At 45.1% G+C, this 16,335-nt stretch carries 7 protein-coding genes and 1 pseudogene; 3 read left to right on the top strand and 5 right to left on the bottom strand.

Annotated elements, in window-relative coordinates; genetic code table 11:
- Window positions 1-259: 259 nt before the first annotated feature.
- A complete protein-coding gene (locus QF117_RS01600; protein ID WP_282385747.1) occupies window positions 260-649 on the top strand; it encodes a DUF4345 domain-containing protein in 390 nt (129 codons plus the stop codon).
- Between the two features lie 9 nt (window positions 650-658).
- Window positions 659-2,161 carry an arylsulfatase gene (locus QF117_RS01595; protein WP_282385746.1) on the top strand — a complete coding sequence of 501 codons (1,503 nt, stop codon included), beginning with the start codon at window positions 659-661 and terminating at the stop codon, window positions 2,159-2,161.
- Window positions 2,162-2,220: 59 nt separating this feature from the next.
- On the opposite strand, the pseudogene QF117_RS01590 reads toward QF117_RS01595, so the two are convergent.
- The 5 genes and pseudogenes from QF117_RS01590 to QF117_RS01570 form a co-directional block, all read right to left on the bottom strand.
- Window positions 2,221-2,692: pseudogene (locus QF117_RS01590) on the bottom strand (TetR/AcrR family transcriptional regulator).
- 78 nt (window positions 2,693-2,770) lie between these two features.
- Complete coding sequence (locus QF117_RS01585) at window positions 2,771-5,035, bottom strand: multiheme c-type cytochrome (protein WP_282385745.1); 2,265 nt, start codon at window positions 5,033-5,035, stop codon at window positions 2,771-2,773.
- Window positions 5,036-5,868: 833 nt separating this feature from the next.
- Window positions 5,869-8,049 (bottom strand): 1,4-alpha-glucan branching protein GlgB, encoded by a 2,181-nt coding sequence (glgB, locus tag QF117_RS01580; RefSeq protein WP_282385744.1) that lies wholly within the window; start codon window positions 8,047-8,049, stop codon window positions 5,869-5,871.
- A 248-nt stretch (window positions 8,050-8,297) separates the two neighbouring features.
- Window positions 8,298-10,475 (bottom strand): 4-alpha-glucanotransferase, encoded by a 2,178-nt coding sequence (gene malQ, locus QF117_RS01575; RefSeq protein ID WP_282385743.1) that lies wholly within the window; start codon window positions 10,473-10,475, stop codon window positions 8,298-8,300.
- A gap of 138 nt (window positions 10,476-10,613) precedes the next feature.
- Complete coding sequence (locus tag QF117_RS01570) at window positions 10,614-13,067, bottom strand: glycogen/starch/alpha-glucan phosphorylase (protein WP_282385742.1); 2,454 nt, start codon at window positions 13,065-13,067, stop codon at window positions 10,614-10,616.
- Window positions 13,068-13,573: 506 nt separating this feature from the next.
- Between QF117_RS01570 and malT the strand changes: the two genes are divergently transcribed.
- A complete protein-coding gene (malT, locus tag QF117_RS01565) occupies window positions 13,574-16,282 on the top strand; it encodes an HTH-type transcriptional regulator MalT (protein WP_282385741.1) in 2,709 nt (902 codons plus the stop codon).
- The last annotated feature ends 53 nt before the right edge of the window (window positions 16,283-16,335 follow it).

The following is a 16,335-nucleotide window of genomic DNA, read 5'->3' as shown; positions in this document are numbered from 1 at the left end:
TTTGCTACCGTCCAGGGAAATTAAATAGTGACCTGTTCACCTTCTTCCTTAAGAACACATATAGGGTCATATATGACCCTTTAATTCCTTATGCCTTGGTTGGCTTAACTTCTCCAAGCATGTCGAGCCGAGCATTCATGTGCGGCTTAAGGCCAATCGTATAGCACAAATAAATTAATAATAAATATAAGTGTGCAACTTGTTTATTTTCTCTCGTCTACTAAGATTTGAATGGAACAGGGAGAGTAGGTGTAATTATATGAAAATTCAAAGTGTTTTCTTGATCGTTGCTGCGTTTGGCTTGACGCCGATTGCTCTGTCATATGGTTTTTCACCTGCCGAATCTTTGGACATTTTGTTCAACATTGATGCAACTCCGATTAATGTCACTCATATCTTCCGAGCGGTGATGGGGCTATATCTCGCCTTGGCTGCCTTTTGGGTAATGGGAGCACTTCGCAACAATATGAGGTTACACGCCCTCTATAGTTTAGTCATTTTTATGTTCGGTTTGGCTATTGGACGCGTGATTAGCCTCGTTTCGGATGGTATGCCTCATTGGCTCTTATCCGCTTATTTATTACTGGAACTGGGGTTTGGAATCGTTGGTATGAAGATGATTCAAAAAGAAGAGATTGAAACTGAATAAGGACGTCATATGAAAAGGATATTACATCTCATTATCTTGGGTATATTGGCGAGTTGGTCTGCATTAGGGTTAGCCTCGCAAGAACAGCCAAATATCTTCGTTATCTTTACTGATGATATCGGTATCTCGAATGTCAGCGCTTATCACAACGGAGTTATGTCTAGTGAAACACCGAATATAGATAGTATCGCAGAAAATGGCGTGATGCTAACCGATTATTACGCCCAGCCTTCCTGTACCGCTGGGCGTTCTGCTTTTCTAACTGGACAACTACCGGTGCGAACAGGCATGCATACAGTCGGACTACCGGGAGAACCTGTAGGACTTCATGCGGATACGCCAACGTTACCTGAAATCTTGAAAACGATGGGCTATGTGACTGGCCAGTTTGGTAAGAATCATCTTGGAGATCGCGACGAGTTTCTCCCTACTATGCATGGATTTGATGAGTACTGGGGGTGGTTGTATCACTTAAATGCAATGGAATACACCGAAGATCCCGATTGGCCTGAGGATCCTGCATTCCAGAAATTTGCTCCTCGTAATGTCATTCACGCGCAATCCGACGGTAAAGGAAAGCAAACCATTAAAGACGATGGCCCACTCACGATTGAACGAATGAGAACCCTTGATGATGAAGTGAATAAGCATGCCATTGACTTCATTGAAAGAGCAGTGAAAGCCGATAAACCTTTTTTCACTTGGTATTGTCCTTCAAGAGGCCATGTTTGGACGCATTTGTCGCCAGAATATGAAGCAATGCTTGGAAAAAATGGTTGGGGGCTCCAAGAAGTGGTCATGAAGGATTTAGATGACCATGTTGGTGAAATGTTTGCAAAGCTAGAAGAGCTAGGTGTAGCAGACAATACCATCGTGATATTCACTGCGGACAATGGCCCTGAAATTATGACCTGGCCAGATGGCGGCATGACGCCATACCGCGGTGAAAAAGGAACGACTTGGGAGGGAGGAGTCAGAGCTCCTGCGTTGGTCAGTTGGCCAAATAAAATACCAGCAGGCTCAGTGAATAACGGCATATTTGATGGTATGGACTGGTTACCAACATTGGTGGCTGCGGCCGGTGGTCCTAGCGATCTGAAGGAGAAACTACTGAAAGGTCATGATGGCTTCAAAGCTCATCTCGATGGCTATAATCAGTTAGATATGCTCACGAAGGATAGCCAATCGAATCGTAATGAAATCTTCTATTATGAGCGTGATAAACTTCAGGCTGTACGTTTTGGTGATTGGAAAGCCCATTTTGTAGTGCAGAATCATGGTTGGGGTGGCGCTAAAGAGGAGTTAAATGCACCATTACTCTTTAACCTTCGTCGAGACCCTTATGAAAGAGCTGCGGAAGAGTCTGGAATGTATCTAAAATGGATGGGGCAAAAAATGTGGGCATTTGGCCCAGTACAAGCGGCAGTGCAACAGCATTTAGCGACTTTCAAAGAGTGGCCGCCTCTTACACCCGAAATACCAGCCACAAATAATGGTGGTGTGGGTAACTAATCTTAATCTAAAGCGCCAAATGAAAGGGCCCTCACAGCGGGCCCTTTGTGATATTTGAGTTAAATCTGGCTGATTGAGAAACCCATTTCTTGCATGGCGGTATCGAGAATCGCTCGATTTATTGACATTGAGACCATGCGTGTTGAGCCAAGCCATAACCCATAAAGTGTGCGAGGCAGTGACTGAGGATCGGCGATGTTAAATCGGCACCTTCCGACATTGTGGATTGCATCTGGTTGGAAGTACCTGATATTTCACCCGTCAGTTTAGAGCCACTCCAGAACGTAAAGTACTCCATCTCTCTTTAATGGCGAGTCGTTGCCGCATCACTCATATAACCATCTAATATCGATACGTGGTTATCAAAGTAATGACCAAGTAGGGTTTCGCCAAAATGTTCTTTGACTTAAAGTAGTGGTAAAAAGAATCTTTGGTGCCTTCTGCCGCGTTGGTGATCTTCATAAGTCCAACACCAACAACCCTGTGTTCATTAATCAGCTTGAAGCTCTCATCCAATATGGACTGACGCATAGACTTCGTTGCTTATTGCTCTATACCTAAAAAGTCCAGATAGCATACCAACCGATTAGTCTAGTCGCGATAAAAAATTCACTTGGTCGTATTTGAAGTCGAATGTAACTTAGTCTTCAACTGAGAAATCACATTATCAGGGGCGAAAGGCGCAAGCTTATTGATACAGTTTTGTGCGGTTTTAAATTTGTGCCTAACTTGTAGATCACAGCGTGCATACAAATGATTTGGATCTCGGCTCAGACTGTAAGCTTTGGCTAGTGCTGAATCGGCTTGTGTCAGGCTAGATTGCTCTAATGAAAGTCCATAAATGAGCCAATATTGTGCATTTTCTGGTTCAACGTGCGTGGCCTGCTTAAAGTAGCTGACGGCTTCATTCTTGTTTTTTTGTCGTATCAAAGACAATCCGATGGAATACATAAAGACTCCAGAGGAAGGTTGAGCATCGAGTCCTTGCTTGAGTACATTTAACGCTGACTTTTCTTGTCCTGTTAACTTGTATAAATCGGCCAAGTTTATATAGCTGTTAGGGTAGTACGGTTCAATTTCTATGGCAGAGGTGTAGGATGAGATGGCTTTATCGATCTTTCCTTGCGCTCGATAGACGTTGCCAAGATTGGTTCTTCCAAAGCCTCTATCGCTATTATAACTCTGAATGTCTAAATACTCTGTAAGTGCAGGCTCAATACGCTTTTTCTGATCAGGCGTCATGGACTGCCAATGTCTGGCTAATGATCCCGCAGCTTCTGTTCGAATAGCATAAACAGAATCTTCTAGTAAAGGAGCCAATAGCTGCCATTTCTGCTCGAAAGGATAATTAATGGCTCCTTGAACCGCACCTAAGCGAATGAGTTCGTTTTGATGTTTCATGGTTCGAGCTAATGCCACCAAGCTATTTTTCCCCGGGTGATTCGCTATTCGCTGCAATGCTGATGCTCGAATTATTGCACTCTCCCCCGAATTCTGGGCAATATATGACAGTGCATTTTCAGCACTATTATGATTGATGGCTGAGGCATAAAAGGCGATCGAAAAGTGTTGTGAACTTCGATATTTTGAGTTTGGAAACCATCTCTCTAAAGCACTGTTGGCCCATTGATTGGTTTTGTCCTCGTGGCAACTCACACACACATTGGGGGTACCGATATTCATAGAAAGATCTGGCCTTGGGATTTGCCAACTATGATCGCGTCGGGGGTCAACTTGCATATAAGTCGTTTCAGGCATATGACACGTTGTACACTTTGACGCCTCGCTATTGGGTAAGTGGAACGTGTGGTTATCTGAGCTGTACTCTCGCGGAGAATGACATTGAGCGCAGACCGTTTCCTCTGGTATTTTTAATTTCGCATTGTGCGGGTCGTGGCAATTGGTACAACTTACTCCTTTTTCAGCCATTTTTGATTGTAGAAACGAGCCGTAGACGTAGTCCTCATCATATATTTGACCATCATGATGATACAACTCTGGGGTAATTGTGCTCAGCAAGTAGCGGTCTAGAAAATGACCAGAGACATGATCGTTGATTTCGTTGAGTTGAACTCTTCGGCTATGGCATTGCGCGCACACTGCCAATTGGTCAGTGTCCTCAATGGCAAGAGGCTGTGCGGTTGAGCCTCCTTCTTTAAAAACCCACTCTTTTACCGCTTTGGATAGATCTCGGTCGAAGCCAAAGTGTGCTGCTGATGGTTGATTTGAGTTGGCCCACTCAAGGTGAGCTTGCCCCGCACCATGACACGCTTCACAGCCCACACTGATTTCAGACCATGTTGTTTTATAAGTGTTTGTGCCAGCATTATAGTTTTTTTCAAGGTTGGTCGAGTGGCAATCTGCACACATGAAGTTCCAGTTTTGACCAGTGTTGGTCCAATAAAACTCATCTTTGGGAGTCATATTCGGGTAGAGGTGAAACCAACGCTGTCCTCCTTGATTTTTAGGCCGTGAATCCCATGCAAAAGGAATCAGTTGGACTCTGCCATCGTCGAACTCAACCATATATTGTTGAAGTGGGGCGACCCCAAAAGTGTATTTGATTTGGTAGTCATGCCATTGCCCATCTGGCCCTTGTATATTGACCAAGAACTGATTGTTAAGTGTAAAGAATCGGTTGATGTTACCGTCAAACTCAAACTTAAAATCGCTGAAGTCACCTAGCACAGTATCAGGAGTCGCGTGCTGCATTGCCTGTTGATGGTGAGAGCCTTGCCAGGCTTGGTAAGCCTCCTCGTGACAGTCGACACAAGCATCACTCCCTACAAATTGATTTGCGTGGGCAGAGGTAAGGATAGCTGCGAATACACACAGCGTTAAAATAGATATAGTCTTAGCCAGTGAGGTGCTCATGAATGTCCTTATTCATTTGACTCGAAGTCTCTGCTTCGTATGACAATAATTATAGACACCATATTGTTTTATTTGGTTTTTTTATCTTAAATTTGGATCTGTATGGCATTGAATCTGATAGCGGTTGTTCAACTTGCCGAACGTGATGAAATGAGGGGGAAAGCGCTCGATTGTGTTTATTCTCAAAGGCCCCTAATACTATATCGCCGCAAGTTTTGTCCGTCACTTAGTATGAGACCATTTACATGGTTATGATCAGTCCACTGTGCTTAATAATGTCGATATCATCTGCTTAGACGACAGCGAAACTAATGATCAGGTTCACCTAGGATCTGAGAGTCTGCTGACTCTGATGATGCCCGAGTTGAACTGGCAGATGCGAAATCAAGCACGGATACATGCTAGAAATAACAACGAGCTATTCAACCTTGAACCAGCTTTGGTGCCACATAACAAAAGTAAGTCGAGTTTAAGCTAACATAGCAAGGTAGGCATGATTCTCTAAATAATAAATGGACACAACCTCGTTAGAAATAGAGGTTCTGACATTGAACATTCCCAATAAGTTTCAATCTTATTCTCTTAGCTTTAATTTTTGTTATCTAGTTTCAGGCTTTAATGTACGGACTACATCAAGAGATCGGCAATCCTCGCCGATGACTAACCGTGTCATCGCTATTTGTTTTCTTGAAAGTCTTGCCAGAGAAAGTCGATAAAAAAACCGAAGGTGAATGCTATTCAACCTTCGGCTTTGCTATCAATTTGCAGATTTAAAGCCCGATTCACAGTGTAAATCGCACTCTATGACCTGCCTTTATTCGTTCGTTTTTATATCACTTCAACTTATAAAAAACCGTCGCAAGGGGTGGAATGCGCAATGAAAGAGATTGTGCTAAACCTTGGCTTTCAATTTTTTGAGTTTCCGCCGTTTCATACACATGATAATCGCTGCCATTATAGTGGGCGTTATCAGTATTCAGTAGCAACTCGTACTTGCCTTCCACAGGCATACCCAAAGTGAACTCATTTTGTGGGACCGGTGTAAAGTTAGTGACGACGAGAACACGTTCACCTTGCTCGCTGATTCGCTCATGAGCCAAAATACTCACGTCTGACGCATCTTGCAAACGCCATTCGAATCCACGAGGGTCACTGTCTAACTCATGCAGCGCGAGTTCGTTTCGGTACATCTTATTGAGATCACGCGTTAAGTTTTGAACCCCTTTATGACGGTCAAATTCTAGTAAGAACCATTGCAATTGATCGTCATGATTCCATTCGGCAGTTTGACCAATTTCAGCCCCCATAAAGTTCAACTTTTTACCCGGTTGACCATACATGTAGCCCATGTAAGCGCGAAGGTTTGCGGTTTTTTGCCACTCATCACCTGGCATTTTATCGTGTATCGATCCTTTGCCGTACACCACTTCATCATGAGAAAGTGACAATACGTAGTTTTCACTGTGCGCATACACTAATGGAAACGTGATGGTATCGTGGTGATATTGACGGTGAATGGGATCTTCTTTGATATACGCGAGGCTATCGTGCATCCACCCCATGTTCCACTTAAAGCCAAAGCCTAAACCGCCCATGAAGGTCGGTGCTGAGACGCCAGGAAAAGCGGTCGATTCTTCCGCAATCGTCATCGCATTCGGAAAGTGCTTATACACTTCTTCATTCATCCACTTTAACGTGGCTATGGCATCGTAGTTTTCATTCCCACCATCGACATTCGGCACCCATTGGTCATGACTGCGCGAATAATCGAGGTAAAGCATCGAAGCCACAGCATCGACTCGGATACCATCAATATGGAACTGTTCAAACCAATACAGTGCATTTGAGACTAAGAAGCGACGAACATGTTCACGCCCTAAGTCATAGATGTACGAGCTCCAATCTTGGTGCCAGCCACGTCGAGGATCCGGATCGTGGAACAGCGGCGTACCATCGAAGTTAGCTAAACCATGGTCATCGGACGGAAAGTGCGCAGGCACCCAATCGAGGACGACACCTAAACCGGCTTGGTGACACTGATCAACAAAATATTTGAAATCATCAGGCGTGCCAAAGCGGCTCGTTGGCGCAAATAAACCGATCGGTTGGTAGCCCCAAGAACCATAAAATGGATGCTCAGAAACAGGCATGAGTTCTATGTGGGTGTAACCAAGGTCAACCAAATAGGGAACAAGCTCAGCGGCAAGATCGCGATAGTTTAGGAAGTTGCCATGCTGATCTCTTTTCCAAGAGCCCGCATGAAGCTCGTAAAAAGAGAGCGCTTCACGGCGCTTCTCAGTGACAGGTCTACTCTGCCATTTTGTATCTTGCCAGTCGTAGCGATCATGATTATAAGTGACCGACGAAAACGATGGATGTTGCTCGCTATAAAAGCCCCAAGGATCGGCCTTATGCGGTAAGCCTTCCCCTTCTGGGCCTTTCATTTCAAATTTGTACTGGGCACCTTCTTCCAGACCAGGTATGAATATTCCCCATATGCCGTAATCTAAGCGCTGCATAGGGTGACGACGTCCGTCCCATGAGTTGAAGTTACCAACCAGGCTACAAGCAGAAGCATGAGGTGCGTAAACAAGAAAACGCGTACCCGAAATGGACTTTCCATCTCGTTCTATAGTGACAAACTGGGCACCCATTTGGTGATACATTTCTTTCGGGTTGTGCAATTCATCGTAGCCAGCGTATAAAGCGTGGTATTGATAGGGGTCGTCAATTAGCTGCTCGGTACCCGACCAATTCACCGCCAGTTTGTAGTGGGTAAAACGAAGGTCACGTGACTGTTTTAGCACAAAGCCAGAAGAGTCTTCGCGAGTCAGTGGAACTCTCTCTTCGCCTTCAATCACTAACTCAACACCATCGGCATCGGGCATCCATACGCGCAATGCACCTTGTTTTTCGGGCAAATACGGCCCAATAAATGAGAAGGGGTCGGCAAACGCAGCTTGTGAAAGTTGGGTGTACACTTGTGTTATTTTATTAAGCCCTGTTTGTTTCAATGTAAGTTCTCCTAACCTAACTTTCGACAATCGATTTCTTATATAAGTACCCGCTGCTTAATGATCGTTTCTATATAATAAATTTTTATATAAATTAGCAACTTGTTAACTAAAAAAGCCTACTAGTCAGCAGGCTTAATAATTAGTGGATGTAGTTTACCGAACTTACGCCTCTTTTAGAGTGACCAAGTTTATACTTTTCTATGCGACTGGTATCAATGGCCGCTTTATCGGTTCTATTGATCGCTTTACCCTGCTTTAGAACGAACTTCAGTCAAACGCTTAGTAATACGGTTAACACTTTCGCGAGCAAATATTTCATCCAGATTCATTGACAACTTACGACGCCAGTTAGGGTATTCATTGACCGTGCCTGGTATGTTCACTGGCTGATCCATTTCTAACCAATCTTCAAGTTGCACACTCAGCAAAGAAGATGAGCCCGCTGCAACGTGCAAATGAAGCGCTTCGCTTAAGTACGAATCCATCGGCACTTGAGACGCATCACGACCCACGCCTTCTGGTAGATATCCATGCCATGCCACTGAATCTAAAATACCCTGTTTGCATACCAATCGATCTTGATACAGGCTTTCGAGTTGCTGCTCGTCTGGGTACAAACCGATGTCATGGCCCATTTTTAGATCATCACAGTGCCAGAAGCCACGGAGTGTCGGCATATCGTGCGTACATAACGCTGACATGGATTGTTCAGCGTAATGGGCCGGTGAAATAAAACCACCGTCTTCCTTTGATGTCTCAAAGAAAAAGACCTTGTAAGAGTTCACACCCGCATCACGCAAAATATCAACTATCTCATCGGGTACCGTACCCAAGTCTTCACCTATCACGCTGCATTGCTGACGGTGCGATTCAAGAGCCAGTATCGCTAGCATGTCTTGAACAGGATAATAGATGTAAGCGCCTTTTGTCGCATCTTGACCTTTCGGAATCCACCATAAACGCAGCAATCCTAATACGTGATCAATGCGCAGTGAGCCACAATGTTTCATATTGGCACGCAGCAAGTTGATGTACGCTCGATACCCGGTCTCTTTTAGTACTTGAGGGTTCAGCGGCGGCAATCCCCAATTTTGACCAAGTGGGCCTAACACATCAGGCGGTGCGCCTATGCTGGCATCCAGTACTAGGCTGCCGTCATCGGCCCAAGTTTCTGAGCCTGAATCTGCCACACCGACAGCAAGGTCTCGGTACAGGCCAACCGCCATCCCTTTTTCTTCTGCCAGTGTCTGTGCTTCATTGATTTGCGTATCAGCAATCCACTGCAGGTACATATAAAGGTGCACACTGTCTTGGTTGTCTTTGATGTATTTTTGTACCGCAGGGCTATCAAACTTGCGGAACTCTTCAGGGAAAACAGGCCATCCCCAAACATTAGAATCTTGTTTATGCAACTCAATATGCAGAGCATCAAACGCCGCCTGATGAACGAGGCTGTCTCCACCTTGTTCCACAAACGCCAAGAATGCTTGCGCACGTTCGCTGTTTTTGTCGAGGTGGCGAGATTTAAATTCGGCATAAAGCATTGGCAATACGCGATTTTTTAGCTCGGCAACCTCAGTGTAATTTACCCAATGTGAATCACGAGCTTGCTGCAAACGCTGCTGAAACTCCGCACTTCCAACCGTTTGCTGCGCTTTAGCGCTGAGCGCAAACTCAGGTACTGAACTCACATCAATGTATAAAATGTTAAGCCAACGACGAGAGGATGGGCTGTATGGGCTCGCCCCTTCTGGGTTCGCTGGAAAAAGCGAATGAATCGGGTTGAGACCGACAAAGTCACCGCCGCGAGAAGCGATATCTGCAACAAGCTGTTTTAGATCACCAAAATCACCAATGCCCCAGTTGTGAGAAGTACGCAAAGTGTATAGCTGAATACTTGGTCCCCACATTTTCTTGCCATCATTCATTTTTGGCTGTTTGAAACACGACTGAGGAGTCAGTATCAACGACATCGCATACGGTGTTTTACGACGTTTTCGCGAAACAATAAGAGTGTGGTAACCCCACTCAAGATCGTTAGGTAGAGTAAATACTAAAGGGCCACCCTCTTTTCGCTCATCTCTAACAATCTGAGATTGAAGATAGCCTTCAAGTACCTGGCCTTGCTCTGTTTCCAAACGCCAACTGAATTCGCTCTCTCTGGCGCTCACACCCAGATTAAGTTCCACTTCAATCGCTTCGCCGTCACGAATAACCATGACGGGTTCAAGTACCGATTTCTTGTGCTTTTTCTCTGCAGAACTTAGTAATGCTGCATCACTGCGTGTGTCGTACCCTAGCGAGCCTAATAAATGTAAAAGAGTGTCATCTTCTACTTTTGCTTCTTCTCCCCAAGCACTGATATAGCTATCAGCGAGTCGAGCCATTTCGGCGACTTGTTGTAATGCTGTTTGATCTGTCATCGCTCTCTCCGAAGGTTATTATTACCTTCACAACGTCGGGTTTTATTGATTGTAATAGATAACGCATTGCCTAATACGAATGAAGCCAAGGCGATCGAGACCTAAAATAAGGTACGCCTTGGCTATTATTTGGACGTATTAGCGCTTAACCGCTTCCAATTTCCAAATGTTGTTCACGTAGTCGCGGATTGAGCGGTCTGAGGTGAACTTACCAACCAGTGCAGTGTTAAGAATCGCTTTCTTAGCCCAGCCCGCTTGGTCTTTGTACTGTTTGCCCATGTCTTCATGTGCTTGCACGTAAGATGCGAAATCAGCAAGACATAAATACGGGTCACCGCCGTCTAGCAGGCTATCAAACGTTGCACGTAGAAGGCCCGGTTGACCTGGAGTGAACTCATCGCCAGTCAATAGATCCAGAGATGCTTTCAGCAAAGGATCTGCATTGTAGTAATCGTATGGGTTGTAACCCTGAGCTTTCAGTGCCACAACGCCATCCACTTCTAGGCCGAAGATATAGATGTTTTCATCGCCAACTTCTTCACGAATCTCAACGTTTGCACCATCCATCGTACCGATAGTTAGAGCGCCGTTAAGTGCCATCTTCATGTTGCCCGTACCCGATGCTTCTTTACCCGCTAGCGAGATTTGCTGAGAAACGTCTGCTGCAGGGATGATGATTTCAGCCATGCTAACTCGGTAGTCAGGGATGAAGACCACTTTCAACTTGTTGCCGATGCGAGGATCGTTGTTGATCTTCTCAGCAATCTTGTTCACCGCGAAGATGATCTCTTTCGCTAGGTGATAACCCGGTGCGGCTTTCGCTGCGAAGAAACATACGCGTGGCTCGCACTCGAAACCAGGTTCGTTAAGAATACGGTGGTACAGAGAGAGAATGTGTAGCAAATCTAGGTGCTGACGCTTGTACTCGTGCAGACGCTTGATTTGAACATCGAAGATAGCGTTAGTATCGAGCTCGATACCCATGTTCTCTTGAACCCAATCCGCAAGACGCTGTTTGTTTTCTTTCTTAACCGCCATGAATTCTTTTTGGAATTTTGCATCGGTTGCAAACTTAGCAATGCCTTCTAGCTGCTCAAGTTTCGCTGGCCATTCAGTACCGATTTTGTCAGTAATTAGCTTAGATAGACCTGGGTTACAGAACTTCAACCAACGACGTGGCGTGATACCGTTTGTTACGTTAGTCAGTTTGCCAGGGAAGATTTCGTTGAACTCAGGGAACAAGTCTTTCTTAACCAGTTGAGAGTGAAGCGCGGCGACACCGTTGACTTTGTAAGAGCCGATCACACATAGGTTTGCCATGCGTACCATGCGGTGGAAACCTTCTTGGATGATAGAAAGCTTCGCTTGCTTCTCACCGTCACCAGGCCACATCTTGCGAACTTCTTGCATGAAGCGGTGGTTGATTTCAAAAATGATTTCCATGTGACGTGGAAGAAGGCGGTTGATCAGAGATTCAGACCAAGTTTCTAGTGCTTCTGGAAGCAGCGTGTGGTTCGTGTATGCAAACGTATGTGCACTGATTTCCCAAGCTTGGTCCCAAGATAAACCTTTCTCGTCAATCAAGATGCGCATGAGTTCAGGAATCGCAATCGTTGGGTGCGTATCATTCAGCTGAATCGTTTCTTGCTTAGGCAGATCTTCTAGAGAGAAACCAGCCGCTTCGTGACGACGTAGAATATCGCGAACCGACGCTGCTGAGTGGAAGTACTGCTGCATTAGACGCAGAGTTTTGCCTTTCTCGTGGTTGTCGTTCGGATAAAGTACTTTAGTGATGTTACCTGCATCGATTAGCGAGTGTTGCGCTTCGAAGTAATCACCGTTGTTAAAGCTTGCGAGTGAGAAAGGAGCGATTGCCTGACATTCCCATAGACGCAGCGGGTAAACCGTATTTGACTCGTAACCTACGATAGGCAGATCCCAAGGCATTGCTTTTACTTCCATACCTGGAACCCAAGTACGCACTTCTTTTCCGTCGATGTATTCAACATCAACGTGGCCGTAGAAACCAATGTGTTGTGCAAGTTCTGGACGAGCGACTTCCCACGGGTAACCTTCAACACCACGCCATGCGTCTGGTGCTTCTTGTTGACGGCCGTCTTGGAAAGACTGTTTGAATAGACCGTATTCGTAGTGAAGACCGTAACCGACTGTTGGGTATTCTTGAGCGGCACAAGAATCCATGAAACAAGCAGCAAGACGACCAAGACCACCATTACCTAGTGATGGGTCGCGCTCTTCTTCTAAAAGGTCAGTTAGGTTTTGACCTAGCTCTTCCATCGCGTGAGTAATTTTCTCGTATAGACCCATGCTGATCAGGTTGTTACCTGTAAGGCGGCCAATCAAAAACTCGAGTGAAAGGTAGTTAACACTTTTTGCGTTCTTAATTTTTTCGTCATTTTCAGTTTCTAACAGGTCAAAAGTCGTTAGCTCTGCAAGAGCACGACCCATTGCCAGGTACCATGCGCGACTGTCTGCTGTTTCAACGGTTGTTGCGTAGGTTGCAGATAAATGTTTCTTAACGCTTTCTTGAAATGCGTTTTTATCGAAATTCTTTTGTTGAGTAGGTTTCATTAGAGAAATCTCACTTATTGGTTAAATCCATCTGAGACATATCGTGCATCTACACAGTATTCTAAACATCCTCCTAGTTATTATGATGAAGAGGAGGAGAAGTTAGGGCGTAGAGGGCGTACCCCACTATGAGCGGTGATCTAAATCTCAATAATCGCTGTGCATGACAAATCAGTCGTGATTCACCTCACACACTCTAGCTGTTTACCCTACTCTGTATTCATTAAAAAAGTATCAACCCGAGTTTCACTATTGATACAAAATGAGAAATAGTTCTCATAGTTTCTCCTCGAATGATGCAAGTTTCATGATTTTTCGTACAAATTACATTTTCATTACACATCACAAACGAACAATAAGTGACTATCGTCACATTTATGGGGCGTAGTAGTAAATTTGAAGCGATCCCCTTAAAAAAACGGGGTGGGATCAATAACGGTCATTGATGAGTTCCGTTAGTATCCAACCTATCGGCTCCATAACCATCATGACAACGGATTAGAAATATGTGGATTCCATCGAAATTAACTCGACCTGGTCGACTTCATAATGCGATTGTTCGACCTAGAGTCCTGGATCTATTACAACAAGCGCCTTGCTATAAGCTGGTTCTTTTTCGTTCGCCTGCTGGCTACGGAAAAACCACCATGGCTTCTCAATGGCTTTCCGACAAGTCTCATGTTGGTTGGTACAGCATTGATGAAAGTGATAACGATCCGTTTCGCTTCATCAACTATCTTTTACAAGCACTCAACAAAAGCACCAATAACGCTTGCCCAAATGCGCAAACCTTGGCAGAGAAACGCCAGTTTTCTTCTCTTCACTCTCTCTTTAGCGAAGTCTTTGCCGAACTTTCAAATTTTCACCAGGAATGTTACGTCGTACTCGATGATTACCATCTGATCTCGGATGATGAGATCCATGAAGCGATGCGGTTTTTCCTCAAGCATATGCCTGAAAATCTAACCCTTGTAGTGACGAGCCGAGCAGCGCCGCCATTAGGAACCGCTAACCTACGTGTGCGCGATCTGATGATTGAAATTGGCAATGAGTTACTGGCTTTTGATACGGAAGAAACCACACGATTCTTTAACCAGCGAGTCACCGATGGTATTGATACGGACACGGCAAAGAACCTGCAAACCTACGTTGAAGGTTGGCCATCCGCCCTGCAATTAATTGCGCTCCAAGCTCAGCATCAAAAACGAACATTGGCCCAATCAGCAGAGTCTGTATCGCAGTTTAATCACGCTCATTTATGGGATTATTTGGTAGAAGAAGTGTTCGACTTGCTTGACCAGGAAACAAGGCAGTTCTTATTACAATGTTCGGTACTGGATCATTTCAACGATCAGCTCGTCTGTGCACTGACTCAGCGAGACGATGCACTCAGCATGATCGAGTCTTTAAATCGCTATGGGTTATTTATTTACCCGCTTGAAGACGAGAAAAACTGGTACCGATTCCACAATTTATTCGCCGAGTTTCTCGCCCATGAACGCATGGCTCGCATTCCTCAGCAAGAGCAACATTTGCATAAAACCGCCGCACAAGCCTGGTTGAAACTAGAGTCACCACACCAAGCATTGCAACATGCGCAAAAAGCCAAAGACAGCGAGCTCGTGGCAACCATTTTAACCAGCTATGGTTGGAAAATGTTCAACCAAGGAGAGTTACAAACACTTGAACGAGCGATTAAAACACTTGAGCCTACTCAACTCTATACCGAACCAAAGCTGTGTATGTTGGAAGCCTGGTTAGCACAAAGTCAGCACCGATATAATGATGTAGGTGATTTGCTCGCCAAAGCTGATGAGCAGATGCCACTGTACAACGTGACCCCGACAACCAAAGAACAAGGCGAGTTTAACGCATTGCGAGCGCAAGTCGCGATTAACCGAAATGAGCCACAAAAAGCACTGGAACTGGCGGAACTGGCCTTGAGCCAACTTGATCATACGGTCTACCGCAGCCGAATTGTCGCGACCTCTGTCGTTGGGGAAGTCAATCACGTGACCGGCCACTTGAGCCGAGCGTTACCCATGATGCAGCAAACAGAAAAGCTGGCCCGTCAATATCAGGTTTACCACCAAGCACTATGGGCCATGCTGCAGCAAAGTGAAATCTTAATCGCTCAAGGCTATGTTCAGGCGGCTTTTGAAGTACAAGACAACGCGTTTAAATTGGTTGAAGAGCAGCAACTTCAGCAAGTGCCGATGCACGAGTTTTTGCTGCGTTTACGCGCTCAAGTCTTTTGGTGTTGGAATCGACTAGATGAGGCCGAAGAGTGTGCTTATAAAGGGCTACATGTGTTAGGTAAACACGATCCAAGTAAGCATCTGCACAGCTACTCCATGCTGGCACGTATCACTATTGGACGAGGTGAACTGGATAAAGCCGCCAAATTTATCGACCAAATCGTTCATCTGTTAAAGCAATCAACCTACCACGTTGATTGGACAGCGAACGCATCGCTTTCATTGATCTTATTTTGGCAAGCGCGTGGCGATAAAGACGCGATTCGTCAGTGGCTCGATACCGCAGTAAGGCCCGAAGAAGCGTGCAATCACTTTACACAACTTCAATGGCGTAATATCGCACGGGCTTATATCAACCTAGGGGAAACAGACAACGCGCAAAAAACGCTCGATTTCATTCAAGAACAAGCCCAAAAAGCGCACCTCCTCACTGACAGAAATAGAAATCTCATTGTGGAAGGTGTTCTCTCGGTAAAACAAGGGGATGAAGATCAAGCCAAAGATAAGTTGAAGCAAGCTCTAGAGTTAACGAATCAAACTGGGATTTTGGGTAACTTTCTTATCGACGGTGGAAAGATTGGCCACCTACTTGAAAAACTCAGCACGAAATCTGAACTGGGCGATCTTGAACGCCACCGTGCGCAACAACTCACCAAAGATATTTCAACAACTCAACGCAGCCGATCGGTTCACTTTGATGAAGAGTTTGTCGAGAAGTTAGTGAATCATCCCAACATTCCCGAACTGGTTAGGACTAGCCCTCTCACCCAGCGTGAATGGCAAGTCTTAGGACTGATCTATTCAGGGTTTAGTAATGAGCAAATAGCCCAAGAACTGGATGTGGCAGGAACCACCATTAAAACCCACATTCGAAATTTGTATCAAAAGCTCAATATTGCTAATCGTAAAGAAGCAATAAGAACCGCCGAACATTTACTGCAACTGATGGGGTTTTAAACTCACCCTTCTGCTTGTAGACACACCCAATTGTAGATCCACCCAAAAAAAAC

It is taken from the genome of Vibrio sp. YMD68 (assembly GCF_029958905.1).
In the GTDB taxonomy this organism is placed as follows: Bacteria; Pseudomonadota; Gammaproteobacteria; order Enterobacterales; family Vibrionaceae; genus Vibrio.
Note: the sequence above shows the minus strand (reverse complement) of the source record. Positions and strands in the feature narration are given on the sequence as shown.